General features: G+C 72.4%; 22 protein-coding genes. 6 read left to right on the forward strand and 16 right to left on the reverse strand.

Features of this window, described 5'->3' with window-relative positions:
• Window positions 1-57: 57 nt before the first annotated feature.
• Window positions 58-894, reverse strand: coding sequence for an alpha/beta fold hydrolase (locus tag QNO09_RS17455; RefSeq protein WP_283971109.1), 837 nt, complete (start codon window positions 892-894; stop codon window positions 58-60).
• A gap of 150 nt (window positions 895-1,044) precedes the next feature.
• Here QNO09_RS17455 and QNO09_RS17460 point away from each other — a divergent pair, with 150 nt between their 5' ends.
• The gene (locus QNO09_RS17460; protein ID WP_283971110.1) at window positions 1,045-3,090 is read left to right on the forward strand and encodes a SpoIIE family protein phosphatase; all 2,046 of its coding nucleotides are present in this window, start codon (window positions 1,045-1,047) and stop codon (window positions 3,088-3,090) included.
• Between the two features lie 11 nt (window positions 3,091-3,101).
• Here the strand turns inward: QNO09_RS17460 and QNO09_RS17465 are convergent, their stop codons facing one another.
• The gene (locus QNO09_RS17465; protein WP_283971111.1) at window positions 3,102-3,518 is read right to left on the reverse strand and encodes a DUF7144 family membrane protein; all 417 of its coding nucleotides are present in this window, start codon (window positions 3,516-3,518) and stop codon (window positions 3,102-3,104) included.
• A gap of 34 nt (window positions 3,519-3,552) precedes the next feature.
• Window positions 3,553-4,023: an SHOCT domain-containing protein gene (locus QNO09_RS17470; RefSeq protein ID WP_283971112.1), complete on the reverse strand. Its 471-nt coding sequence runs from the start codon at window positions 4,021-4,023 to the stop codon at window positions 3,553-3,555.
• Window positions 4,024-4,203: 180 nt separating this feature from the next.
• Here QNO09_RS17470 and QNO09_RS17475 point away from each other — a divergent pair, with 180 nt between their 5' ends.
• The 3 genes from QNO09_RS17475 (at window position 4,204) to QNO09_RS17485 (ending at window position 7,674) form a co-directional block, all read left to right on the forward strand.
• On the forward strand, window positions 4,204-4,782 hold the full coding sequence (locus QNO09_RS17475; RefSeq protein WP_283971113.1) for an ion channel: 579 nt from the start codon (window positions 4,204-4,206) through the stop codon (window positions 4,780-4,782).
• A 3-nt stretch (window positions 4,783-4,785) separates the two neighbouring features.
• Window positions 4,786-6,195: a DUF2252 domain-containing protein gene (locus QNO09_RS17480; RefSeq protein WP_283971114.1), complete on the forward strand. Its 1,410-nt coding sequence runs from the start codon at window positions 4,786-4,788 to the stop codon at window positions 6,193-6,195.
• 645 nt (window positions 6,196-6,840) lie between these two features.
• Window positions 6,841-7,674, forward strand: coding sequence for a class II glutamine amidotransferase (locus QNO09_RS17485; RefSeq protein WP_283971115.1), 834 nt, complete (start codon window positions 6,841-6,843; stop codon window positions 7,672-7,674).
• Between the two features lie 59 nt (window positions 7,675-7,733).
• On the opposite strand, the gene QNO09_RS17490 is transcribed toward QNO09_RS17485, so the two are convergent.
• From QNO09_RS17490 to QNO09_RS17505, 4 genes are all read right to left on the reverse strand, one after another.
• Entirely contained in the window at window positions 7,734-8,243 is a 510-nt protein-coding gene (locus QNO09_RS17490; protein ID WP_283971116.1) for an O-acetyl-ADP-ribose deacetylase, read from the reverse strand.
• Window positions 8,240-9,649 carry a phytoene desaturase family protein gene (locus tag QNO09_RS17495; protein WP_283971117.1) on the reverse strand — a complete coding sequence of 470 codons (1,410 nt, stop codon included), beginning with the start codon at window positions 9,647-9,649 and terminating at the stop codon, window positions 8,240-8,242. The genes QNO09_RS17490 and QNO09_RS17495 overlap by 4 nt, the downstream gene beginning before the upstream one ends.
• Window positions 9,650-9,828: 179 nt before the next feature.
• Complete coding sequence (locus QNO09_RS17500) at window positions 9,829-10,674, reverse strand: inositol monophosphatase family protein (protein ID WP_283971118.1); 846 nt, start codon at window positions 10,672-10,674, stop codon at window positions 9,829-9,831.
• An 85-nt stretch (window positions 10,675-10,759) separates the two neighbouring features.
• On the reverse strand, window positions 10,760-12,586 hold the full coding sequence (locus QNO09_RS17505) for a gamma-glutamyltransferase family protein (protein WP_283971119.1): 1,827 nt from the start codon (window positions 12,584-12,586) through the stop codon (window positions 10,760-10,762).
• Window positions 12,587-12,930: 344 nt separating this feature from the next.
• Between QNO09_RS17505 and QNO09_RS17510 the strand changes: the two genes are divergently transcribed.
• Entirely contained in the window at window positions 12,931-13,599 is a 669-nt protein-coding gene (locus QNO09_RS17510) for a hypothetical protein (RefSeq protein WP_283971120.1), read from the forward strand.
• A gap of 26 nt (window positions 13,600-13,625) precedes the next feature.
• On the opposite strand, the gene QNO09_RS17515 is transcribed toward QNO09_RS17510, so the two are convergent.
• The 9 genes from QNO09_RS17515 to QNO09_RS17555 form a co-directional block, all read right to left on the reverse strand.
• Window positions 13,626-15,152: an NCS1 family nucleobase:cation symporter-1 gene (locus QNO09_RS17515; protein ID WP_283971121.1), complete on the reverse strand. Its 1,527-nt coding sequence runs from the start codon at window positions 15,150-15,152 to the stop codon at window positions 13,626-13,628.
• Window positions 15,153-15,304: 152 nt separating this feature from the next.
• A complete protein-coding gene (locus QNO09_RS17520) occupies window positions 15,305-16,327 on the reverse strand; it encodes a TIGR03842 family LLM class F420-dependent oxidoreductase (RefSeq protein ID WP_283971122.1) in 1,023 nt (340 codons plus the stop codon).
• An 11-nt stretch (window positions 16,328-16,338) separates the two neighbouring features.
• Entirely contained in the window at window positions 16,339-17,742 is a 1,404-nt protein-coding gene (hydA, locus tag QNO09_RS17525) for a dihydropyrimidinase (protein WP_283971123.1), read from the reverse strand.
• A gap of 121 nt (window positions 17,743-17,863) precedes the next feature.
• Entirely contained in the window at window positions 17,864-18,706 is an 843-nt protein-coding gene (locus QNO09_RS17530) for a nitrilase-related carbon-nitrogen hydrolase (RefSeq protein ID WP_283971124.1), read from the reverse strand.
• A 155-nt stretch (window positions 18,707-18,861) separates the two neighbouring features.
• Window positions 18,862-20,460, reverse strand: a complete 1,599-nt coding sequence (locus QNO09_RS17535; protein WP_283971125.1) for a PucR family transcriptional regulator — start codon at window positions 20,458-20,460, stop codon at window positions 18,862-18,864.
• Window positions 20,461-20,485: 25 nt separating this feature from the next.
• On the reverse strand, window positions 20,486-21,772 hold the full coding sequence (locus QNO09_RS17540) for an aspartate aminotransferase family protein (RefSeq protein WP_283971126.1): 1,287 nt from the start codon (window positions 21,770-21,772) through the stop codon (window positions 20,486-20,488).
• Window positions 21,769-22,611, reverse strand: a complete 843-nt coding sequence (locus tag QNO09_RS17545) for a nitrilase-related carbon-nitrogen hydrolase (protein WP_283971127.1) — start codon at window positions 22,609-22,611, stop codon at window positions 21,769-21,771. The genes QNO09_RS17540 and QNO09_RS17545 overlap by 4 nt, the downstream gene beginning before the upstream one ends.
• Before the next feature lie 170 nt (window positions 22,612-22,781).
• A complete protein-coding gene (locus QNO09_RS17550; RefSeq protein ID WP_283971128.1) occupies window positions 22,782-24,629 on the reverse strand; it encodes a hypothetical protein in 1,848 nt (615 codons plus the stop codon).
• Window positions 24,630-24,727: 98 nt separating this feature from the next.
• Window positions 24,728-24,979 carry a helix-turn-helix domain-containing protein gene (locus tag QNO09_RS17555; RefSeq protein ID WP_283971129.1) on the reverse strand — a complete coding sequence of 84 codons (252 nt, stop codon included), beginning with the start codon at window positions 24,977-24,979 and terminating at the stop codon, window positions 24,728-24,730.
• A 32-nt stretch (window positions 24,980-25,011) separates the two neighbouring features.
• Between QNO09_RS17555 and map the strand changes: the two genes are divergently transcribed.
• Entirely contained in the window at window positions 25,012-25,779 is a 768-nt protein-coding gene (gene map / locus QNO09_RS17560) for a type I methionyl aminopeptidase (protein WP_283971130.1), read from the forward strand.
• Window positions 25,780-25,809 lie beyond the last annotated feature (30 nt).

Here is a 25,809-nt window from a genome sequence, read left to right on the forward strand (position 1 = left end):
GCAATGACCCCGTCGGACTTTGTGCGGTCCTGATGGTTATCCGGGGTCAGGTGGCCGTCAGCCGGTCGCCGTGAGAAAGCCGAGCAACTCGCTCGTCAGCCGGGCGGGCGCGTCGAGCGGGACGAGATGACCGGCCTGCGGGACGGGCACCAGCCGCGCCCCGGGGATCAGGGCGGCGAGTTCCTGCCCCTTGGCGAACGGGATCCAGGTGTCCTCGGTCCCCCAGCACACCGTGACGGGCAGCTCGATCGCCGGGTACAGCGGCTGGATCTCGTCGGTGTAGCGCTGGTCGGCCTGGGCGATCTGCCGGTAGAAGGCGGCCTGGCCCTCCTCCCCCGTCCAGGGCCCGACGAGCGCGTCGAGCGTGGCGGGCCGCAGCCCGAGATGACTCGCGGAGGAGACGTACTCGCGCACCAGGGCTTCGTGCAGTGCCGCCGGGAGCTGCTCGAAAACCCGGCTGTGCTCCCCGACCAGCCGGAAGAAGGCAGAACCCCAGGGCTCCAGGGCCACCGGGTCGACCAGCGCGAGCCGCCGGTAGCGGGCCCCGTGCAGCAGGTGGGCACGCAGCGCCACGCAGCCCCCGAAGTCGTGCGCGACGACCGCCGGCTCCTCCAGCCCCCAGTGGGAGAGCAGCTCGGTGAAGATCCGGCCCTGGGCGCCCAGGGAGACGTCCTGGCCGGAGCGCATCGCCGAGGCGCCGTAACCGGCCATGTCCCACACGTGCACGCGGTGCCCGGCGGCGGCGAGGGCGGGCGCGATCTCATGCCACACGAACGACGAGAAGGGCGTCCCGTGCAGCAGCACGACCGGTTCGCCGCCGGGGTCGCCGAACCGGTCCCAGCGCACGGTCCCCGACGCGGTGAGCAGGCTCTCCCGCAGTGTCCATTCCCCCACGAGGGCATTCCCTCCCCGCGGGCACCGACCCGCGATCTCTCGTCATTTCGGCGCGACAGTGGCGCTTCCCCGACCGTAATGTGACCTCATCGGACAGCCCGCGCAACAGATCTCGGCGGTACCTTTGCCGCGCCGGAAGGAGCGGCTCGCATGAACGGGTATGCGACCTCGGACCGCGACACCGTCACGGCCGCGCCCGGCGGGCTGCTGGATCTGCTGAAGGTCGCGGCCGTGGTCCTCGACGCGGGCGGGCACATCGCCCTGTGGAGCCCCGAGATCGAGCAGCTGCTCGGCTGGACCGCGCAGGAGGCGCTGCGCCGGCGCGCCGACACCTTCCTGGTGTCCCCGGAGAACAGGTCGCGGGGCCGGGAGCTGTTCGCCCAGGTGAGCACGGGCGCCCGGTGGGCCGGTGTCTTCCCGCTGCGGCACCGCGACGGCACGGACCGCGCCGTGGAGTTCCGCACGATGCGCCTCCTCGACTCCGAGGGGCAGCCCCACCTGCTGGGACTCGCCACGGACGCGTCGACCGTACGGAAGGTGGAGCGCGACCTCGCCCTCTCGCACAGTCTCGTCAACCAGACCCCGCTCGGCATCGCCGTCTTCGACAACGAGCTGCGCTGGGTCGGGGTCAACCCGGCCCTGGAGCGGATCAACGGCGTGCCCGAGGAGGCCGTGCTGGGGCGCCGGATCGGCGAGGTGCTGCCCGACCTGGACGTGGAGACCATCGAGGCCCGGATGCGGCACGTCCTGGAGACCGGCAGGCCGCTGCTCGACCAGCAGACCGTCGGCCGGACGGCGGCGGACGTCCAGGACCGCGCCTACTCGGAGTCGTACCACCGCATCGAGGACACCGACGGCCGGGTGCTCGGGCTCGCCATGGCCGTGCTGGACGTCACCGAACGCCAGCAGGCCGCCGCCGAGGTCGCTCAGGCACGCCAGCACCTGTCGGTGATCGCCGACGCGGGTGTGAAGATCGGCACCACGCTGGACCTCCAGCAGACCGCCCGGGAGCTGGCCGACGCAGTCGTGCCGCAGCTCGCGGACCTGGCCGCCGTGGACGTCCTGGAGTCCGTCGTGGCCGGCGGCACCATCGTGCCCGTGTCGGGCGGCGCCCCGGCCGAGTTCCGTGCGCTGGCCGTCGCGGCCGGCTACCCCACCGACGCCATCCACGCCGCCGACCCGGTGGGCGAGCTGGCCACGTACGGGTCGTCGCGGATCATCACGCAGTGCGTCCGCGACGCCCGCCCGGTCCTGGTGGAGCACGTGGACGCCAAGATGCTGCGGCGTCTGGCCCGGGACGCGCGAGCCGCCCAGGCGCTGCACGAAGCCGGTGCCCACTCCTACCTGGCACTGCCGCTGATGGCCCGGGGCAAGGTGCTCGGCACACTGTCGCTGTACCGCACGGTCAACGAGCTCCCCTTCGACGACCGCGACCAGGTGCTCGCCTCGGAGCTCGCCGCCCGCGCCGCGATCTGCGTCGACAACGCCCGTCTCTACGGCCGCGAACGCGGCACCGCCCTGACCCTGCAGCGCAGCCTGCTCCCCAGCACGCCGGCCGAGCGGGAGGGACTGGACATCGCCGCCCGCTACCGCCCGGCCCTCAGCGAGGTCGGCGGCGACTGGTACGACGTCCTGCCGCTGGGCCCGGGACGCACCGGGCTGGTCGTCGGGGACGTCATGGGCAAGGGCGTCCAGGCGGCGGCGATCATGGGGCAGCTGAGCACGGCGACGCGGGCGCTGGCGCGGCTGGACCTGCCACCGGCCGAGCTGCTGCGCCACCTCGACGACATCGCCGGCTCGCTGGGCGATGCCATCGCCACCTGTGTGTACGCGGTGTGCGACCTGCGGCGCGGTACCTGCGAGCTGTCCAGCGCCGGGCATCTGCCGCCGGTGCTCGCCGGGCCGGACGGCAGCGCGGCGCTCCTCGACGTGCCGGGCGGTGTCCCGCTCGGGGTCGGCGGGGTGGATTTCGGCACGCTGGAGGTGGAACTCACCCCGGGCTCCCTGCTCGCCCTGTACACGGACGGGCTGGTCGAGAACCGCGCGGAGCCCATCGACACCGGCCTCGACACGCTGACACGGCTGCTGGGGAACGCCGGGCACAGCCTTCAGCGCGCGAGCGACAGTCTGCTCAGCGCGCTGAGTCCCGAACCGGACGACGACGTGGCTCTGCTGTTGGTCCGCACCCGGGCCTGAGCCCCGACGGCTCAGGCGTCGCCCCTGCTTGGGGTGCACAGGGCCCAGATGATGAACGCGGACATCGCGATCATGACCACGGACCAGACCGGGTAGGCCGGCAGGGAGAGGAAGTTCGCGATGATGACCAGTGCGGCGATGCCCACGCCGGTGACGCGCGCCCAGCCCGCTCCCTGGAACAGTCCCATGCTGACGAGCACGGCTACCACGCCCAGGCTGAGGTGGATCCAGCCCCAGCCGGTGAGATCGAACGCGAAGATGTAGTTCTCGGTCGAGACGAAGACCTCGTCCTCGGCGATCGCCGCGATGCCGCGGAAGACGGCCAGGATTCCGGCGATCATCAGCATGACGGCCGCGAAGACCATCATGCCGGTGGCCAGGCCGTGCTTCGCTGTCGTGCGCCCGTGCGCAGGGTGTGTGGCGGCCATCTGTTACCTCGCTTCTGCTGGGTCCGGCGCGCGGTCAGCGACCGGAGGTGGGGGTACCGGGGGCCGAGGCGCCCGATGCCGCGGAGCCGCTCAGTACCAGCTCCTTCGCCCTGCGGAACTCCTCGTCCGTGATGTCGCCGCGGGAGCGGATGTCGGACAGCCTGGCGAGTTCGTCGACGCTGCTGGGCCGGCCGTCGCCGCCCCGGGCGGCCTCCCTGATGTAGCTGTCGAGGGCCTGCTGCTGAGCGCGGGCCCGGTCCGTCTCCCGGCGGCCCATGTTCCGGCCGCGGGCGAGGACGTAGAGGAACACGCCCAGGAAGGGCAGGACGACGCAGAGGACCAGCCAGCCGGCCTTGGCCCCGCCGCTCAGGGAATCGTCGCGGAAGATGTCGAGGACCACCCGGAAGAGCAGGACGAACCACATGATCCAGAGGAAGAACCACAGCATCGACCAGAAGGCGCTCAGCAGCGGAAAGTCGTATGCCAGGTAGGTCTGCGCGTCCACGTCGGTCCTCCGTCCCGGGGCAGGCCCGGCGACCGTCCCCATGGACCTCAGCCTGCCCGGGGCCGGGCCGGGCCCGCCTCACCCGTGGCGGGTGATCCGTGTGCGGCGTGAGGGCGCTGAGGTGGTGGGCATGGCCTCGTGGGGTGTCCGGGGGCCGGACCGAGAACGAGAGACACGGCGATGGACGATGCAGCGCGGATACCGCACCGGCGGCGGCCGGGGCGTCGGCGGCGCGCGGCGGTCTCGGCCCTCGTGCGTGCCGCGCTCATCGCGGCCGGGCTCGTCACCGTCTACTACGTGCTGCCCCTGGACGGACGCGGCACGGGAGGCGACTCGGTGCTGCTGGGGTGCGGTCTGCTGCTGGTGGTCGTGGTCTTCTGGTGGGAGGTGCGGGCCATCGTGGCCTCGCCCTACCCCCGGCTGAAGGCGGTCGAGGCGCTGAGCACGACGCTGGCGCTGTTCCTGCTGCTCTTCGCGGGCGCCTACTTCCTGCTGGAGCACTCCACCCCGGGCTCGTTCAGCGAGCCGCTGACCAAGACGGACTCCCTGTACTTCACGCTGACCACCTTCACCACCGTGGGCTACGGCGACATCGTGGCCCGTTCCCAGACCGGGCGGACGCTGACGATGACGCAGATGGCGGGCGGGCTGCTGCTGGTGGGCGTGGCGGCACGGGTCCTCGCCGGCGCGGTGCAGGCGGGACTGCGCCGGCAGGGCCGGGAGCCCTCGGACGACTTCCCCTCACGGCCGGAGCGCTGAGCCATGACCGTATCGAGCCCCTTCACGACCTTCGTGTCACCGGCCGAGCGAGCGGCCGCGGGCCGGCACGCACGGCGGCGGGTCCCGCGCTCGGCCCACGCCGGGTTCGAGGCGGGGCCGGACCGGTTCGACCCGGTCGAGGTGGTGCAGCGCCAGTCGGCCACCCGTGTACCGGAGTTGGTGCCGATCCGCTACGGCCGCATGCTCGAGTCCCCGTTCCGCTTCTATCGCGGCGCGGCGGCGGTCATGGCGGCGGACCTCGGGGCCACCACGGACACCGGGCTGCGGGTGCAGCTGTGCGGAGACGCCCATCCGCTGAACTTCCGGCTGCTGGCTTCGCCGGAGCGCCATCTGGTCTTCGACATCAACGACTTCGACGAGACGCTGGCCGGCCCCTTCGAGTGGGACGTCAAACGGCTCGCGGCCGGGTTCGTGATCGCGGGCCGGGCCAACGGCTTCTCGGCGGCGGAGCAGCACAGCGCGGTGGAGGCGTGCGTCCGGGCCTACCGGCGCCGGATGCGGGAATTCGCCGGGATGCGCACCCTCGACATCTGGTACGCCCAGGACGACGCCGACCGGCTGCGGGAGCTGATGGCCGCGTCGCTGTCCAAGGAGGCCCGGCGGCGCACCGAGAAGGCCACGGCGAGCGCCCGGACACGCACCGGGTTGCAGGCCTACGCGAAGCTCACCCGGGCCACGGCCGAGGGACGGCGGATCACGCCGGACCCACCGCTGATCACCCCCCTGCGGGACCTGGTGACCGACGCCTCGCCGCACGGCCAGGAGCAGGAACTGCGCGCCGTCCTGGAGGGCTACGCACGGACCCTGTCGTCGGAGCGCCGGTATCTGCTGCGCCACTACCGCCCGGTGGACATCGCCCGCAAGGTGGTCGGGGTCGGCAGTGTCGGCACCCGCTGCTGGATCGTGCTGCTGCTGGGCCGGGACGACGACGATCCCCTGCTGCTCCAGGCCAAGGAGGCACAGGAGTCCGTCCTCGCCGCCCACAGTGTCGGCGACCGCTGGGACAACCAGGGCCGGCGCGTGGTGGCCGGCCAGCGGCTGATCCAGACGACCAGCGACATCCTGCTGGGCTGGACCCACGCGGTGGGGCTGGACGGACAGGAGCGGGACTTCTACGTCCGGCAGTTGCGGGACTGGAAGGGCATCGCCCGGCCGGAGACCATGAACCCCGGCCTGCTCCGGCTGTTCGGGCAGCTGTGCGGGGCGAGCCTGGCACGCGCCCACGCCCGCTCCGGTGACCCCATCGCCATCGCGGCCTACCTGGGCGGCGGCGACCGCTTCGACCGGGCGCTGGCCGTGTTCGCGCAGGCGTACGCCGATCAGAACGAGCGGGATTTCGAAGCGCTCGGCGAGGCGGCCCGCTCAGGCCGGGTGCACGCCACGACGGGGTGAGCGCCCGGCCCTTCCGCGCGGCTGCCGGGTCGCTCCGGCAACCACGCCGAAGCACTGGGCCCCGCCCCGGGCAGGGCCCGGCCGTCAGGTGATCGACCACCACCAGGTGGCAATCACCGCCACGTGATCGATCACCACCAGGAGCCCGAGGGCCTCCCACCGGGGCAAGTCCATCGCCGCACCGGCCAGGTGCCCGGCCACCGCCGACAGAGCGCCCCCGGCCCCACGACCACCCGCCACGCGGGCGCTGCGCCCCGCCCAGGGCCCGCCGCCAGGTGGTCGATCACCACCAGGAGCCCGAGGGCCTCCCGCCGGGGCAGGCCCATCGCCGCACCGGCCAGGTGCCCGGCCACCCCGGACGAGGCGACCCAGGCCCCACAACCACCCGCCACGCGGGCAATGGGCCCCGCCCAGGGCCCGCCGCCAGGTGGTCGATCACCACCAGGAGCCCGAGGGCCTCCCACCGGGGCAGGCCCACCGCCGCACCGGCCAGGTGCCCGGCCACCCCGGACGAGGCGACCCAGGCCCCACAACCACCCGCCGCGGGCGATGCGCCCCGGCCCCGGTCATTGTTCTCTGGGGGCACGCACACCACCTACGGAGCCGTGCGGCTCGGCCGGGCGGCTCGGAACGGGGGTACCGGCCATGTGCCGCTGGCTCGCCTACTCGGGCACTCCCGTGCTGCTCGACGACGTCCTCTACCGCCCGGAGCACTCGCTGATCGACCAGAGTCTCCACGCGCGGATGGGCGTCGAGACCACCAACGGAGACGGTTTCGGCGTGGGCTGGTACGCCTGGCACCTGCGCACCCCGGCCGTCATCCGCGACACGGGCCCGGCCTGGAGCAACCGCAACCTGCGGGAGATCGCCGACCACGTCCGCTCGCCGCTGTTCTTCGCCCATGTGCGCGCCTCCACCGGCTCGGCCGTGCAGCAGACGAACTGCCATCCGTTCCGCCACGGGCGGTGGATGTGGATGCACAACGGGGCGATCGACGGCTACTTCGACCTGCGCCGGGATCTCATGCTCACCGTGGACCCGGGGCTGTTCCCGTCGCTGGAGGGCACGACGGACTCCGAGGTGATGTTCCACATGGCGCTCACCCTCGGGCTGGACGGCGATCCGCCGGGCGCGGTGGCCCGGATGACGGGGCTCATCGAGCGGCTGGGCCGCGAGCACGGGGTGCCGCAGCCGCTCCAGATGACGGTCACGGTGACCGACGGGGAACGGCTGTGGTTCTTCCGGTACTCCAGCGCGGGGACATCGCGGTCGCTGTACTACAGCAGCCGGGTGGAGGACATACGGGCCCTCCACCCCGACCTGGGCTTCCTGAACCACGTCTCCGACGAGACACGGCTGGTCGTGTCCGAGCCGCTGGGCGATCTGCCGGGCGTCTGGAACGCCGTACCGGAGAGCACCTACGGCGTCGTCCAGCCCGGCCGGGACCTGCTGTGGCACTTCGAGCCCGAGCCCGTCTGAGGAGGCCCTGCCCCGAAAGGCGCTCGGAGAGGCCGCGGAACCCTGCCGTCCCCGGGCCGTCAGTGGAGCCGGGCGGCGAACGCCTCGTACGCCCGCTCGTCGAAGAGGACGAACCGGACCTCCTCGACCGTCGTGTCCGCCGCCCGCACGGTCCCGACCGCGATCCGGGCGCCATCGTCCATCGGCCATCCGTAGACGCCGGTGGAGATCGCGGGGAACGCGACGGTACGGGCGCCGAGTTCGGCGGCGACGCGGAGCGACTCGCGGTAGCACGAGGCGAGGAGGCCGGAGCGGTCCTCGGTCGTACTGAACACCGGGCCGACCGTGTGGATCACCCAGCGGGCGTCCAGGTCGCCCGCGGTGGTGGCGACAGCCTGACCGGTGGGCAGGCCCTTGCCGAGGTGCGCGGCACGAAGCCTGCGGCAGTCCTCCAGAATGGCCGGGCCCCCGCGGCGGTGGATCGCCCCGTCGACCCCTCCCCCGCCCAGCAGTGAGGAGTTGGCCGCGTTGACGATCGCGTCGGCGCTCTCGTGGGTGATGTCGCCCTGGACCAGTTCGACGGCCGTCATATCTGCCTCAGTCGCTTCCACACGGCCTTGGCCGCGTTGTGCCCCGACATGCCGTGCACTCCGGGGCCCGGCGGGGTCGCCGAGGAGCAGATGAACACGGCCGGATGGGGGGTGTGGTACGGGAACAGGGTGAGCTTCGGGCGCAGCAGGAGCTGCAGGCCGGAGACCGCGCCGCAGGCGATGTCCCCGCCGACGTAGTTGGCGTTGCGGGCGGCGAGTTCGGGCGGGCCCGCCGTGGCACGGGCCAGGACGCGGTCGCGGAACCCCGGCGCGAAACGCTCCAGTTGGCGCTCGACGGCCTCGGTGAGGTCGCCGGTCCAGCCGTTCGGGACGTGCCCGTAGGCCCAGAAGACGTGTTTGCCCGCCGGAGCCCGGGTGGGGTCGACGACGCTCGGCTGCACCGTGATCAGGAACGGTTTGTCGGGAGCCCGGCCCTCCCGGGACGCCGCGCGCAGGGCCGCGCCGATCTCCGCGCTGCTCGCGCCGATCTGCACCGTGCCGGCGGCACGGGCCTCCTTCGCGGTCCAGGGCACGGGGCCGTCCAGCGCGTAGTCGATCTTGAAGACGCCCGGTCCGTAGCGGTAGCCGGCGTAGTGGGTGCCGAAGCCGGCGATGCGGGCCAGGGCGGTGGGCGAGGTGTCGAAGACGTACGCGCGGGCCGGCGGCAGGTCGTCGAGGCGCTTGACCTCGTAGTCGGTGTGGACGCTGCCGCCGAGGTCGCGCAGGTGGGCGGCGAGGGCATCGGAGAGGGACTGGGAGCCGCCGCGGGCGACGGGCCAGCCACGGGCGTGCGCCGCGAGGGCGAAGACCAGGCCGACGGCGCTGGTGGCGAAGCCGCCGAGCGGTGCCATGACATGGGCGACGAGCCCGGAGAACAAGGCCTTGGCCGGTTCGTCGCGGAAGCGGCGCATCAGGAGCGTCGAGGGGGGCAGGCCGGCCAGGCCGAAGCGGGCGAGGGTGACGGGGTCGCGGGGCAGCGCGGTCAGCGGCAGGGACATGAAGTCCCGGGCGAGGGTGTCCCACCTGGGCAGGAAGGGCGCGACGAGCTTGCGGTACGCGCCGGCGTCGCGCGGGCCGAAGGAGGCGGCCGTCTCGCCGACCGTCCGGGCCAGCACGGCCGCGGTGCCGTCCGGGAAAGGGTGCGCCATGGGCAGCTCGGCGTGCAGCCATTCCAGGCCGTAGCGTTCGAGCGGCAGGGCGCGGAACGCCGGGGAACTGATGGCCAGCGGGTGGGCCGCGGAGCACGGGTCGTGCCGGAAGCCGGGGAGGGTGAGCTCCTCTGTGCGGGCTCCGCCGCCCACGGTGCCCCGGGCCTCGAAGACGGCGACGGAGAAGCCCCGGCGGGCCAGCTCCACGGCCGCGGTCAGTCCGTTCGGCCCCGCACCCACTACGACGGCATCGAGCATCGACGGCACCTTGGGACCCCTTCGTCAGCCGACGGCCACTGAGGATCAGGATATGCCCGGGGACTGTCCGTCACCGGCCACGGGTGATGTCCGCTGTGAAAGGCCGCTGAGCGGCGGCCGGAGCCGCCTGTGCGCACGGTGAGCGATCGGCCGTGCGCGGCAGGCGACGGTTCCGGCGCTCAGACCCCGCCCGAGAGCAGCCCCACCACCCTGCGGGCCGTTGCCGCGTCGCGGGCCGCGGTGAAGGGCAGGACATTGCCGCCCGTGATGCGGAACGGCTCACCCGCGCGGGTCAGGTGCACGCCACCGGCCTCCTCGACCAGCAGCAGACCGGCCGCGTGGTCCCAGGCGGCTTCCCAGGAGAACGCGACGGCGTCCAACTCGCCGCGTGCGACGGCGAGGTACTCCAGACCGGCCGAGCCGCACGGGCGCGGTTCCACACCGTCCGTGCGCAGGTGGAGCAGGGCGTGCTTCTCCTCCTCCGTCGTGTAGTCCGGGTGGGAGGTGGCCACGCGCAGGTCCCGGCCGGGCTCGGGCACACCGGCGAACAGCCGCTGCCCGTCGAGGTAGGCGCCCTTGCCCCGCTGGGCGGTGGCGAGCCGGTCACGGGCGGGCGCGTACGTCCAGGACGCGAGCAGGGTGCCGCCGACGGCCAGCGCGACCAGGGTGCAGAACCCGGCCTCGCCACGCACGAACTGCCGGGTGCCGTCGACCGGGTCGACGATCCAGACCGGGACGTCGCCGCCTATCGCCTCGTACGACGCCGGATTGGCGTGGACCGCTTCCTCGCCGACCACGACCGAGCCGGGCAGCAGGGCGGCCAGCGCCTCGGTCAGAAACAGCTCGGCCTTGCGGTCGGCGTCGGTCACCAGGTCGTGCGGGCCGCTCTTCTGGTCCACCTCGTGCGCGGCGAGCCGGCGCCAGCGCGGCATGATCTCGCCGGCGGCCGCCTTGCGGACCGCCTCTTCGACGTCGGAGGCGTGCTCTGCGAGAAACTCTTCGATGGTTTCGTTCGTATCGATCACCCCTCCATGACAACACGTGTCACTGACAAGACGCCTCCGCCGGGTGCACTGCGGGTCTCGTCGCGATGAACAGCGGCATACCGGATCACCGGCCCACCGCGTACCCCTGCATGCCGCGCGGATTCGCCGCCGCCGACAACACGCCGGTCTCCGGATCCCGTGCGACCGCGCACAGCCGGCCCTCCGACCAGGGCCCGCCGACGGTCACGGCGTGGCCGCGGCGCCGCAGCTCCGCGACGACGGCCGGGTCGGTGCGGGACTCCACGGTCACACTGCCCGGGCGCATGCCGCGCGGGTAGAAGGAGCCGGGGAAGCTGTCGTTGTGCCAGTTCGGGGCGTCGATCGCGCCCTGCAGGTCGAGGCCGCCGCGCACGGGGGCGCGCAGGGCGACCGCGAGGAAGAAGTGCAGCTGCCACTGGTCCTGCTGGTCGCCGCCGGGCGTGCCGAACGCCATGACGGGCACGCCGTCGCGCAGGGCGAGGGAGGGCGTCAGGGTGGTGCGGGGGCGCCGGCCGGGGGTGAGGGAGTTGGGCAGTCCCTCCTCCAGCCACGTCATCTGGAGCCGGGTGCCGAGCGGGAAGCCGAGTTCGAGCACGACGGGGTTGGACTGGAGCCAGCCGCCGCTGGGCGTGGCCGAGACCATGTTGCCCCAGCGGTCGACGACGTCGAGGTGGCAGGTGTCGCCGCGGGTGGTCCCGTCGGTCAGGACCTCCGGTTCGCCCGGCACGGGGGAGGCCGGGCTCTGGGCGACGGTCGGTTCGCCGACCCCCAGGGCGTCGTAGCCCTCCTGGGCGGCGGCCGCCACGCGCGCGTGCGCGCACAGCCGCGGTGTGCGTCCGCCGGGGCTGCCCGGCCGCAGGTCGTGCTCGGCCCGCTCGCCGACGAGGGCGCGGCGGGCCGTGTTGTACGCGTCGGACAGCAGGTCGTCGAGCGGCACGTCGGCGGCGTCCCCGTACCAGGCCTCCCGGTCGGCCATGGCGAGCTTGCAGTTCTCCACCAGGAGGTGGACGTAGTCGGCCGAGCCGTAGCGGGGCGGTTCGGGCGGGAGCAGGGCGAGTTGCTGGAGGAGGACCGGGCCCTGGCTCCAGGGGCCCGGCTTGCACAGGGTCCAGCCGTTCCAGTCGTACGTCACCGGCGTCTCGTAGGTCGCGGACCAGGCGGCGAGATCGGCGGCCGTGAGGGTTCCGGTGTGGCGTTCTCCGCTGGTGTCCCTCGTGGGGCGCCCGGCCTGGCGGACGAGGGCGTCGGCGATGAACCCGGTGCGCCACACCTCCCGCGCGGCCTCGATCCGCGCCTCCCTGTCCCCCGCTCCGGCGGTCTCGGCGAGCAGGCGCTTCCAGGTGGCGGCGAGTGCGGGGTTTTTGAAGAGCTCGCCGGGACGGGGCGCCTTGCCGCCGGGCAGGTAGACCTCCGCGGACGAGGTCCACTCCGTCTCGAACAGCTCGCGCACCGTCTCGACGGTCTCGCCGACGCGTTCCACGGGCGCGTGGCCGTGCCCGGCGTACCCGATGGCGTACTTCAGGACGTCGTCGAGGGACTTGGTGCCGTGGTCGCGCAGCAGCAGCATCCAGGCGTCGAACGCGCCCGGTACGGCGGCGGCGAGCGGCCCGGTGCCGGGGACGAGGTCCAGACCGAGGTCACGGTAGTGGACGACGCTCGCCCCGGCCGGTGCGACGCCCTGCCCGCACAGCACCCGTACCTCGCCGCCGGCCGGGGCGAGCAGGATCGGCACCTCCCCGGCCGGGCCGTTGAGGTGCGGCTCGACGACGTGCAGCACGAACGCACCCGCCACGGCCGCGTCGTAGGCGTTGCCGCCGTCCTCCAGCACGGCCATCGCCGACTGCGAGGCGAGCCAGTGCGTGGAGGACACCATGCCGAAGGTGCCCTGGAGGGTGGGGCGGGACGTGAACATACGGCCTTCTCATCTCTCGTCGTCGCATGCGCTCAAGGGCACGCCACCCGTCCCCCTCCCCGTGTCGCGGCGCCGCCAAAACCTCGGAAGATCGCAGGTGGACGCAGGTGGACGGGCACTTGTCGACAGCAACCACCGCAGCCCTCCAACTACACACGCACCTGCCGCAAAGCACTCACCGGTCGCTGAACCAGCCGAAATCCGGGCGGTGGACAGCGGGACCCGGTCACCGCGCGGCCACGGAGCGAGTTCGCACTTCCGCACCACAGACACTCATGTGACACTGTCGTCCCGTCCGCCGTGCGGACCCGTTCCGCACCGTCGTCCCCCACGAGAAGGGCGCCGTGCGTTCTCTACCTCTGCCCTTGGCTCTGACCGCCCGTCTGTCCCCGGTGGTGGTGCTCGCCGCGGCGGGCTGGGCGCTGTCGTCCGGTCCGCTCGTCGCGCCACAGGCCGCCGCGCACAAGCCGGCCGAAGAGAAGACCGAGACCCGAGCCGCGTCCGCCCCGTCCACGTCGACGGTGTCCAAGGCGTACTCGGCCGCGCCCGCCCCGTGCGACAGCGTCGCCGAGAAGACGATCGAGTCGCTGGTGCCGGGCGCCAAGGCGAGCGGCAAGGAGATACCGTCCACGGACACCAAGCTGCGCCGCACCTGCTCCTGGAACGCGCTCAAGGGCTACGACTACCGCTGGCTCGACGTGTCCTACGAGGTCATGGAGTCGGACGAGGCGGCACAGAAGGCGTACCAGGAGCACACGGACAAGAAGAGCGGTGGCGGGGCCGTGCCCGGTCTGGGTGACAGCGCCTACTCCGTAGTGACCCTCACCACCGAGGACAAGCAGGAGACCCGCGAGGGCGTCGTGATCGCCCGCGCCTCCAACGCGCTGGTGACGATCACCTACAACGGCAGTGACTTCGAGTCGAAGAAGGCGCCCGGTACGGACACGATCAACAAGGGTGCCATCAAGGCCGCGAAGGAAGCGGTGGCCGCGCTGGAGGCCGACGAGGGCTGATCGCCGCCCTCCAGCACCGGTCCGGGTCAGACGGCCGCGCGGTCACGGCCTCGCAGGGCCATCAGCAGCAGGTACAGCACCATCGAGGTGCCCAGGCCCACCGCCCAGCCGTAGTCGGCCAGATCGGCCAGCGCCGGGATCGGACGGCCGTCGATCAGCGGTTTGAAGCTCGCGCCGCCGACGGCGAGGACACCGCCGACCACGAAGGCGGCGACGGCTCGCCAGTTCCAGCCGCCGTCGTACCAGTAGCGGCCGCCCGGGCGGTACAGGTCGGCCAGATCGAGCCGGGAGCGGCGCAGGATCCAGTAGTCGGCGATGAGGATGCCCGCGACGGTGCCGAGCAGCCCGCCGACCAGGCCGAGCCAGGTGAAGATGTAGCCCTCCGGGTCGGAGTACAGCTTCCACGGGAAGATCAGCACCCCGAGGACGCAGGTGGCGAGGGCTCCGGCCCGGAAACTGATCCTGCGGGGCGCGATGTTGGAGAAGTCGAACGCCGGAGAGACCAGGTTGGCCGCGACGTTGACGGAGAGGGTCGCGACCAGGACGGTGACCAGCGCGAACAGCAGGCCCACCGTGCTGTCGGTCTTGGCGGCGAGCTGAACCGGGTCCCAGATGGCCTCGCCGTAGACGGCCTGGCTGCCGGAGGTGACCATCACCGACAGGAAGGCGAAGAGGGTCATGGTGGTCGGCAGGCCGAGCGCCTGACCCCAGGTCTGCGCCTTCTGGCTCCTGCCATAACGGGTGAAGTCGGGGATGTTCAGCGACAGCGTGGACCAGAAGCCGATCATGCCCATGAGGGCGGGGGCGAACAGCTTCCAGAAGTCGGGGCCCCAGCCGAGCTTCGACGGCTGGTCGAACAGCGGGCCGAAGCCGCCCGCCTTGTCGCTCATCCACCACAGCATCACGAACGCGCCGACGAGCACGAAGGGCGCCGCCCAGTTCTCGAAGCGGCGGAGGGTCTCCATACCCCGGTAGATGATGACGACCTGCAGCGCCCAGAAGATCGCGAACGACAGCCACATGGTCCAGGCGTAGCCGCCGACCTTCGCCGCGTCCGTCCAGCCGGTGCCGATGAGCTTGCCGGCCAGGAAGTAGATGGCCTCACCGCCGATCCAGGTCTGGATGCCGAACCAGCCGCACGCCACCAACGCCCGTACGACCGCGGGCAGGTTGGCGCCGCGGATACCGAAGGAGGCCCGGGCGAAGACCGGGAAGGGGATGCCGTACTTCGGCCCGGCGTGGCCGGTGAGCAGCATCGGTATCAGCACGATCACATTGGCCAGGGCGATGGTGAGCACCGCCTGCTTCCAGTCCATGCCGACGGCGATGAGCCCGGAGGCCAGGGTCCAGGAGGCCGTGTTGTGGGCCATGCCCACCCACAGTGCGGAGAAGTTGTAGGTGGTCCAGGTGCGCTTCTCGACCGGTACCGGCAGCAGGTCGTCGTTGGCGTAGGGGCCGGTCGGTGCGGGGGCGCCGGGGGCGATCTCCACCCGGCCGTCGGCGAGGGTGACTTGGGCGGGTGGCGGTGGGGCGGTGGGAGCGGTATCGGTCATGGGCCGGGCCAATCAGGGGAGACGGGACGGGAAAGGCCGTGCGGTGGCGCCGATGGGGGGGGTGCGCTCCGGGGGCGTCGGTGAGCGTCCTGGGCCCCCTTCCCGAGCCGCTGGGAAGGGGGAGTTCACAGGGGGAGGTGCGGCGGTGGAGGTCAGCCGTTGACGGCCGGGATCACCCGGGCTCCGTAGGCCTCGATCACGGCCTCCTGCGCGTCGTGCATGTCGTAGACGGCGAACTGGTCCACGCCGAGCGCGCGCAGCGCCTCCAGTTTCTCGATGTGCTTCTCGACCGGGCCGATCAGGCAGAACCGCTCGACGATCTCGTCGGGCACGAACCGGGTGTCCGGGTTGCCGCTGCGCCCGTGGTGGGAGTAGTCGTAGCCCTCGCGGGCCTTGATGTACTCGGTGAGCTCGTCGGGCACCTGGGCGGAGTGCTCGCCGTACTTGGTGACGAGGTCGGCGACGTGGTTGCCGACCATGCCGCCGAACCAGCGGCACTGCTCGCGCGCGTGGGCGAGTGCCTCGGGCGAGTCGTCCTCGGTGACGTACGCCGGGGCCGCCACGCAGATGGTCACCTCGGCGGGGTCCCGGCCGGCCGCGACGGCCGCGTCCTTCACGGCCTTGACCATGTACTCGGTGAGGTACAGGTCGGCCAGCTGGAGGATGAACCCGTCCGCCTCCTCACCGGCCATCTTCAGGGCCTTGGGGCCGTAGGCGGCCATCCAGACGGGCAGTTCGGCGTCCGGATTGATCCACGGGAACCGGACGACGGTGCCGCCGCCGAGGTCGGCCTCCCGTCCGCCGGCGAGGTCCCGGATGACCTTCATGGCCTCGCTGATCCGGGCCAGGGTGTTGGGCTTGCGGCCGGCCACGCGCATCGCGGAGTCGCCGCGGCCGATGCCGCAGACCGTGCGGTTGCCGAACATGTCGTTGAGGGTGGCGAAGGTGGAGGCGGTGACCTCCCAGGTGCGGGTGCCCGGGTTGGTCACCATCGGCCCGACCTTCAGTTTCGTCGTGTTGGCCAGGATCTGGCTGTAGATCACGAACGGTTCCTGCCACAGCACGGCGGAGTCGAAGGTCCAGCCGTACGTGAAGCCGTTGCGTTCCGCCCGCTTCATCAGGCTGATCACCCGGGAGGCCGGCGGGTCCGCCTGCAGGACGAGTCCGAAGTCCATCTGCACCACTCCTAGTTGAGGTACTGACAGGTGGATCGCGGGGTGAAGACGCCGTGCCCGGCATGGCCGGTGTACTCCCGCTCGGTGATGACGGGTTCGCCGCGCGAGAGGACCGTCTCGACCCGGCCGGTGGTGCGTTTGCCCTCGTACGCCGAGTAGTCGACGTTCATGTGGTGCGTCTCGGCCGACATGACCTGCTGGGCGTGCGGGTCGTAGACGACGACGTCGGCGTCGGCGCCCGGCGCGAGGGTGCCCTTCTTCGGGTACAGGCCGAACATCCGGGCCGGGGTGGCGCAGGCGATCTCGATCCAGCGGCGGCGCGAGATGTGCCCGTCGACGACGGCCTGGTGGAGGAGGTCCATACGGTTCTCCACGCCGGGAAGGCCGTTGGGGATCTTGGAGAAGTCACCGCGGCCGAGTTCCTTCTGGCCGACGAAGCAGAACGGGCAGTGGTCGGTGGAGACCACCTGGAGGTCGTTCGTCCGCAGGCCCCGCCACAGGGCGGCCTGGTGTTCCTTCGGCCTCAGCGGCGTGCTGCACACGTACTTCGCGCCCTCGAAGTCGGGCTCGGCGAGGTTGTCGGTGGACAGGAACAGGTACTGCGGGCAGGTCTCGCCGAAGACGTTGAGCCCCTCGTCGCGGGCCCGGGCCAGTTCGGCGACCGCCTCCGTCGCCGAGACGTGCACGACGTACAGGGGCGCGCCGGCCACCTGGGCGAGCTTGATGGCGCGGTGGGTGGCCTCGGCCTCCAGCAGGGCCTTGCGGACCTCGCCGTGGTAGCGGGGGTCGGTCTCGCCCCGGGCCAGCGCCTGCTCGACCAGGACGTCGATCGCGATGCCGTTCTCGGCGTGCATCATGATCAGGCCGCCGTTGTCGGCGGAGCGCTGCATGGCGCGCAGGATCTGGCCGTCGTCGCTGTAGAAGACGCCCGGGTAGGCCATGAACTGCTTGAAGGAGGTGACGCCCTCCTCGACCAGGTGGTCCATCTCCTTGAGCGTGTGCTCGTTGACGTCGGAGACGATCATGTGGAAGCCGTAGTCGATCGCGCAGTTGCCGTCGGCCTTGGCGTGCCAGGCGTCGAGGCCCTCGCGCAGGCTGTGGCCGACGCTCTGCACGGCGAAGTCGATGATGGTGGTCGTGCCGCCCCAGGCGGCGGCGCGGGTGCCGGTCTCGAAGGTGTCGGAGGCGAAGGTGCCGCCGAAGGGCAGCTCCATGTGGGTGTGGGCGTCGACGCCTCCGGGGATGACGTACTTTCCGGTGGCGTCGATCGTGCGGTCCGCGGTGAAGGTCTGCGCGGCGGGGGTGCCGGAGGCGGCGAGGGCGGCGATGCGGCCGTCCTCGATCAGGACGTCGGCGTGGATCTCGTCGGATGCGGTGATGACGAGGCCGCCGCGGATGACTGTACGGCTGCTCATGTCGTGGTCGCTCCTCGCGGTGGGTTGATGCGGGTGGTGGGTGGCTGGTCGCGCCCACGCGGCGGTAGCCGCATGCCGAACGCGGTCCCGCGCCCCTGAGGGCACGTCCCCCGCGGACGTTTCACGGTGCTGTCAGCGGTCCGTAGGCCCCCGGTGCCCGGTCCCGGTAGAACTGCCAGCGGTCGCGGACCTCCCGGAGTCTGGCCATGTCCAGGTCCCGCACGATCAGTTCGGGCTCCTTGTCGCTCGCCACCTCGCCGACGAACCGGGCCTCCGGGTCCACGAAGTACGAGGTGCCGTAGAAGTCGTTGTCGCCGTACTCCTCGACCCCGACCCGGTTGATCGCGCCGACGAAGTACTCGTTGGCGACCGCCGCCGCCGGCTGCTCCAGCTGCCAGAGGTAGCCGGACAGGCCGCGCGAGGTGGCCGAGGGGTTGAAGACGATCTCGGCGCCCGCCAGGCCGAGGGCGCGCCAGCCCTCGGGGAAGTGCCGGTCGTAGCAGATGTAGACGCCGACCTTGCCGACGGCCGTGTCGAAGACCGGCCAGCCGGAGTTGCCCGGACGGAAGTAGAACTTCTCCCAGAAGCCCCTGACCTGGGGGATGTGCGTCTTGCGGTACTTGCCGAGGTAGGAGCCGTCCGCGTCGATCACGGCGGCGGTGTTGTACAGGACGCCGGGCTGTTCCTCCTCGTACATCGGCAGCACCAGGACGATGCCGAGTTCCTTCGCGAGGGCCTGGAAGCGGCGGACGATCGGGCCCTCGGGGATCTGCTCGGCGTACTCGTAGAAGGCCGGGTCCTGGACCTGGCAGAAGTACGGTCCGTAGAACAGCTCCTGGAAGCAGAGGACTTGGGCGCCCTGCGCGGCGGCGTCGCGGGCCGCCTGCTCGTGGACCTGGATCATCGATTCCTTGTCGCCCGTCCAGGCTGTCTGGAAGACGGCGGCACGGATCACTGGGCTCATCGGGACCTCCGGTCGCTCGGTGTGCCGTGAGCCTAGGAAGTCGCGCGGGTGTCTTTGAGTTGCAGCGTGTCACGTCGAAGGGCGTGCGGCGTGCCACCGTGTCACTCTGTCGTGGGCCCATGTTTCACCGCCGTTTTCCCAGGTGGTCGCTTGTTTCACTGTTGTTGCGCGTCGTGCGCGAGGAGCGCGATGTGCACCGAGACGGCCTGCTCGAAGTCGTCGAGGTCCACCCCGAGGCGGACCTGTATGGCCTCCAGACGGCGGTAGAGGGCCGGCCGGGAGACGTGGTGGAGCTGGGCGGTGCGGGACTTGTTGCGGCCGGTGGCGAGGTAGGTGCGCAGGACCGACAGCAGGTCCTGCTCGGTCTCGCGCAGCAGCCCGTCCAGCTCCCGCTCCGCGAAGGACTGCACATGCGGGTCGTCGCGCAGCAACCGGATCAGGCCCCGCAGATGGACGTCCTTCAGGCGCACGACCGGGGGGAGGTCGAGGACGGCGGAGGAGTCGGCCACGGCGTCCGCGACGTGCTGCGCCTCGCGCAGTCCGGTGGGTACGTCGTCCCAGGCGGCCCGGGGTTCGGCCGTCGCCACGACGGTGCGGTCCGGGCCGGGCTCGGTGCGCAGCCGGGTCGCGAAGTGCGTGGCGAGGGCGCCCGCGTCCTGGTCCCGGGGAACGCTCAGCAGTACGGCGGTGGCGCCGTCGGCGAGTTCGGCGACCAGCCCGGGCAGGCCCAGCAGCCGCAGCAGCCGTTCGAGCCGGGCGGGGTCGGCGTCGCGGACGACCAGCGGTACGAAGGTGCGCCGGTTGACGGGCAGCCCGGCCGCGCGGGCCCGGGGCAGGAGTTGCCGCGCCGGTACGGCACCGCTGACCAGGTCGGTCAGCAGGCTCTGCGCGGACTGCTCCTCCCAGGAGCAGGCGGCGCCCCCGGCGAGCATGCGGTGCAGGACGAGGGCCTCGGCGGCGCGGTCGGCGAGCAGCCGTCCGGTGGCGGTGTCGCCCCGGTAGCCGCACAGCACGATCCGGCCCCAGCGTTCCCCGCGCCCGCCCAGTTCGGCCCGGATCCAGCCGTCGCCCTCGGTGCCTCCCCCAGTGCCTGAACGGCCTGGGCGGTGCCCCCCTGCCTGCCGGGCGATGCGTTCCCAGTCGCGCAGCACGTCGTCCACCGCGGGCCGCTCCCCCGCCGTGCCGAGGACGCGGTGGGCGAGGTTGGTGACGACGACCGGGCAGGCGCTGTGCCGGGCGACCTCGTCGAGCAGGCGTTGCAGTGGGGCGCCCGCGGTGATGAGGGCGGTGAGTTCGGTGCGGACGGCCTCGGAGAGGCTGACGGCGGCGAACTTGCGCAGTACGAGCCTCGACTGGACCTCCTCGGTCAGTTCGGCGAAGGGGAAGGGCCGGTGCAGGACGACCATCGGCAGTCCGCACCGCTCGGCCGCCCGGCGCATCACGTCCGGCGCCGCGGGGAAGGCGCGGCCGAGTCCGAGGACGACGGCGGCGGCCTCCGCGCGGTGCAGGGACCGGACGTACTCGGCCTGCTTGTCCTCGTCGCCGGCGAGCAGGACGCCGGTGGTGAGGACCATCTCGCCGCCGCTGAGCATCACACCGACGTCCGCGGCCTCGGCGACGTGCACCCAGCGCACCGGCCGGTCGAGATGGGTCGCGCCGGCCACCACCTCGGGCTCCCCGGCGAGCACCCGCTCCAGGGTGAGGATCTGCCGCACCGACAGGGCGGGTTCCAGGGAATCCAGGGTGGTGGTCATGGGCGGTCCCTTGCTCGGCGCACTGCTACCGGATGCTCCTCAGAGCGTTCTCGAGGATCGCGGCGCCTTCCTCGGCCTCCGCGACGGTGAGGGACAGCGGCGGGGCGACGCGCAGCGCACTGGTGTTGTGCCCGCCGCCCTTGCCGATCAGCAGGCCGCCCTCGCGGGCCGCCTCCAGGACGGCCGCGGCGGTCTGCGGATCGGCCTCGTCGGTCCCGGGCCTGGTGATCTCGATGCCGATCATCAGCCCCCGGCCGCGTACCTCCCGCACGGCCGGCACCTGGGCGGCGACGGACCGCAGCCGCTCGATGAGCAGGCCGCCGACGCGCCGGGCGTTGCCCTGGAGGTCGTGTTCCAGCAGGTAGGTGAGGTTGGCGAGGCCCGCCGCCATGGTGATCTGGGTGCCGCCGAAGGTGGAGATGCTGTGGGAGTCCAGGCAGTTCATGATCTCGGAGCGGGCGACGACCCCGCCGATGGACATGCCGTTGCCGATGCCCTTGGCGAAGGTCATGATGTCCGGCGGTCCGTTGCGGCCGTGGGCCTGCCAGCCCCAGAAGTGGTCGCCTGTGCGGCCCCAGCCGGTCTGCACCTCGTCGGCGATCCACAGGATGCCGCGTTCGCGCAGCACCTCGCGGAACGCCGCGTACAGCCCGTCCGGCGGTGCGGTGAAGCCGCCGACTCCCTGGACGGGTTCGGCGATCAGCGCGGCCGGGGGGCGGGTGTGGCCGAGCAGGTCCTTGAGGTCCTCGACACAGGCCGCGATGAAGTCGTCGTCGCCCAGGGAGGCGAACGGGCCGCGCGTGCGCACGCCGCCATGGACGTACAGCGTCTGAAGCGGGGAGAGCGAGGTCGGGGACCAGCCGCTGTTGCCGGTGATGCCCACGGAGCTGAAGGAGCGGCCGTGGTAGCTGTTGCGCATGGCCAGGATGGTGTTGCTGCGCCGGTACGCCGTGGCCAGCAGCAGCGCGGTGTCGTTGGCCTCGGTACCCGAGGTGGTGAAGAAGACGCGGGCGTCCGGGATGCCGCTCAACCGGGCGATGCGCTCGGCGAGTTCGACCATCGGGCGGTTGAGGTAGAGGGTCGAGGAGTGGATGATCCGCCCGGCCTGCTCGCTCACCGCCTTGGTCACCTCGGGCAGCGCGTGCGCCGTCATGGTGGTGAGGATGCCGCCGAAGAAGTCGAGGTAGCGGTTGCCCTGCGCGTCCCAGACATGGCGGCCCTCGCCGTGGGTGATCTCGAGGGGCTCCTCGTAGTAGAGGGCGAGCCAGTCGGGGAGCACGGCCCGGTGGCGGCCCAGGAGGTCGTTGATCACGGCTTCACCAGCCCTTCGTAGGCATCGGGACGGCGGTCGCGGTAGAAGGCCCACGTCTGCCGCACTTCTTCGATGAGGTCGATGTCCAGTTCCCGGATCACGAGCTCCTCCTGGCTGTCGCTGGCGACGTCCCCCACGAACTGCCCGCGCGGGTCGACGAAGTAGCTCGTGCCGTAGAAGTCGTTGTCGCCGTACTCCTCCTGCCCGACGCGGTTGATGGCGGCGATGTAGTACCCGTTGGCGACGGCGGCCGCGGGCTGCTCCAGCCGCCACAGGTGGGACGACAGACTCCGGTGGGTGGCCGAGGGGTTGTAGACCAGCTGGGCTCCGGCCAGGCCGAGCTGCCGCCAGCCCTCCGGGAAGTGGCGGTCGTAGCAGATGTACACGCCGACCTTGCCGACGGCCGTGTCGAAGACGGGCCAGCCGAGGTTGCCGGGCTTGAAGTAGAACTTCTCGCGGAAGCCCTTGAGCTGCGGGATGTGGTGCTTGCGGTACTTGCCGAGGTAGGTGCCGTCGGCGTCGATCACGGCCGCGGTGTTGTAGTAGAAGCCGGGCTGCTCCGCCTCGAACACCGGCGCGACGATGACCATGCCGGTCTCGCGCGCGAGTGCCCGCATGCGCCGCACGGTCGGCCCGTCGGGGACGGGTTCGGCCCAGCGGTAGTGCTCGGGTTCCTCGACCTGACAGAAGTAGGGGCTGTTGAAGACTTCCTGGAAGCCGATGATCTTCGCGCCCCGGCGGGCCGCCTCGCGGGCGTGCTCCTCGTGTTTCGCCACCATGGACTCGGTGTCGCCGGTCCAGGTGGCCTGGACCAGGGCGGCACGTACGACGTTGGCCATGAGCTGCTCCTTCGACGCGACGTCTGCGCCTCTACGCCCGTAGAAGCGGGGCGTAGAGCCACGAACGTAAGCCTCTGGCACGGGGTTGCCAAGACCATCGTCGCCAACCCGCGGGGCATTGCGCGATTCGCACTCCGGTGGGTGAGTCGCCCGGGGCGCGATGTCGCCGGTCAGGCGGGTAATCCGGCGACGCGCAGGGCGTGCACGACATCCCGGTGGCGCTCCTGAGAGACGCCCCGGGCGGCTTCCAGCAGGAGCGGCACGAGGCACCCCGGACCGGGCTCGGCGCTGCGGGCGGCCTCCTCGGGGGTACGGGCCCCCACGAACGCGTCGAGCAGCACCCTCACCTCGCGGTGGCGCTCCTCGGCGACCAGGTCGAGGACGGCCTGCCCGAGCTCGCCCGGCGGCCGGGCGACCCCCTGCCGCAGCATCTGCCGCCCGTCCCCCGGCCGCCCGGCCGCGACCAGCGCGTCGGCGACGGCGACCAGCCGCCCGGCGGGCAGCGAGGCGGCCTCCCACAGCAGGGTCTGCCAGTCGGCGCCCAGCCCGGCGGCGTGCAGCCCCTGCGCGAGCAGCGGGAACCGGCCGGGCTCCCACGAGGCGACCTCGGCGAGCAGCGCGTGGGCCTCCCCACTGCGCCCCTCGCTCCGCAGCCGGGCCAGCGCGTCGACGGTCCTTTCCACCTCGGCCAGGTCGGCGGCCCCGGCCGGGTCCGCCTCCCGCACCGGGCGCTCGCCCCCCGCCTCCTCGGCGGCCCCGGCGAAGCGCGCACCCCGGGGGGTGCGACCGGTGGCGGCGGGGGCGGGTTCGGGCAAGACCGGCACGACAGCGGGCGGCACCGTGACGGGTGCGGTGCCCTCGTCCGCCATGCCGGCGAAACGGGCGCTGCCACGACGGCGTTTGCGCTGCTTGGACGTGGGGGCCGCGGGGGCCGGGGCGGTGAACGCGTCGGGGAGGGCCGCAGCGGGGAACGCGTCGGGCGAACCGCCCGCGACGGCTTCCGCACGGGCACTACGAGGCTCCGCGCCCTGCGGAACGCGCCCCCCGGCTCCGGTCCGGCCCGGGCCCGCGAATTCCTCGGGCCTGCCCCCTCCGACGGCCACCCCGGAGCCACTCCGGGCCCCCGGACGCCGCAGGGCACGCCATCCGTCGACCCCGGCCCCACCCGGGCCCGCGAACGGGTCGGGTGTGACCCCTTCTCCGGCCTCCCCGGAGCCGCTTCGGGGATCCGGACGTCCCGGGGCGTGCGGCCCGCCGGCCCCGGCCCCACCCGGGCCCGCGAACCCCTCGGGCCTGACCCCCTCCACGGCCTCCCCGGAGCCGCTCCCGGCCCCCGGACGCCCCTGGGCGTGCCGTCCGGTCTCCGGGGTGACGGCGCCGTACCGGCCGGGTGTGGTGGTCGGCGTCCAGGCCGGAGTCGTGCGGTGCTGCTGCGCCAGGGCGGGTGATCCCGCCCCGGCGCCGTGCGGCGCGTCGGCGTCGCTCCGTGTTCCGGGGGGCGGCCCCTGCTCGCGCCGGTCCGCCTGAGCGATCCGCGCGCGGAGTTCCGCGCAGCGCGCGGCGGCCCGTTCGTGGTCGTCCTGGGCCCAGGCGAGATCCAGACGGAGGGCGTCCGCCTGTGAGCGGGTCGTGGCCGAGGTCAGCTGGCGGGCCAGGGCGGCCCGGCGTTCCGCGGCGTGCCGCTGTTCGCGGAGCATGACGTCGAGGCGGTCACCGAGGGCGTGGCGACCCCCCGGCCGGGTGTCGTACGCGGCGAGCGCCGCGGCGTGCAGGGACCGGGCGCGGCCCTGCTCCGGGCCGGCGTTTCCGGGGCCGTACCGCCCGGCGAGATCCTGGAGCAGGGCCTCGACCACGTCCCACGGCGGCATCTCCCGCCCGTCGAGACAGGCCCGCATGCCCTCCGGATCGCGGTGCCAGAAGACCGCGCACCAGCCTCCGGACGGATCGAGACGTGCCAGCAGGCCGTTCAGGTAGGTCGCGAACTCCCCGACCTCAGCCGGGAGTCGATCCGCCGCCATCGCTCAACTCCCGTGAGACCGGAGCACTCCGCCCCGTAGGCAACACCAGTCGTGTTACGGACGTGCTACGGGGAGTTTTCACACGGGGCGCGGGAGTCTCAGACGGGCACCAGCACGCACTGGCCCGCCAGTTCGTCCATCGACAGCCCGAGCACTCCGGCCAGCGCGGCCACCGTGAAGAAGGCCGGGGTCGGGGCCCGTCCGGTCTCGATCTTCCGGAGAGTCTCCGCGGAGACGCCCGCGCTCGCCGCGATCTCCGTCATGCTCCGGGAGCCACGCGCTTCACGCAGCAACCGGCCGAGCCGCTCGCCGCGTTCGCGCTCTTCTGGGGTGAGAGGGGTGCGCACCATGACCCCATTCTAATACCGGTATAGTAATTGGCATGGTGGAGCTCAAGACAGACACTTCGATCGACGCGATGTACGAGGCGGGCCAGGTCGTCGCCCGCGCCCTGACGGCCGCCCGGAAGGCCGCCGACGTGGGCGTCTCCCTGCTGGAACTGGACGAGGTGGCGCACGACGTCCTGCGCGAGGCGGGCGCGGCCTCGCCCTTCCTCGGATACCGGCCGTCTTTCGCACCGACCCCCTTCCCCGCCGTCCTGTGCGTCTCGGTCAACGACGCGATCGTGCACGGCGTCCCGACCCGCTACCGCCTGCGCGACGGCGACCTGGTCTCCATCGACTTCGGCGCCGAACTGGGCGGCTGGGTCGGCGACTCCGCGCTCAGTTTCGTCGTGGGCACCCCGCGCGCCACGGACCTCCGCCTCATCCGCACCGTCGAGCAGGCCCTCGCGGCCGGCATCGAGGCCGCCGTCGTGGGCCATCGCATCGGCGACATCGCCCACGCGATCGGCACGGTGTGCCGGGACGCCGGCTACGGCATCCCGGACGGCTTCGGCGGCCACGGCATCGGCCGCCGCATGCACGAGGACCCCGGGGTGCCGAACGAGGGCCGCCCGGGTCGCGGCATGCGGCTGCGGCACGGCATGGTGCTGGCGATCGAGCCCATGGTCATCGCGGGCGGCACGGACGGCTACCACGCGGCCTCCGACGGCTGGACCCTGAAGACCAACGACGGTTCCCGCGCCGCTCACGCGGAGCACACGGTGGCGATCACGGATTCCGGGCCGAGGATCCTGACGGCGCGCTGAAGCCCGTCACATACTCCCTTTCCTCCCGGT

The sequence above is a fragment of the Streptomyces sp. 378 genome (genome assembly GCF_030124145.1).
GTDB lineage: Bacteria > Actinomycetota > Actinomycetes > Streptomycetales > Streptomycetaceae > Streptomyces.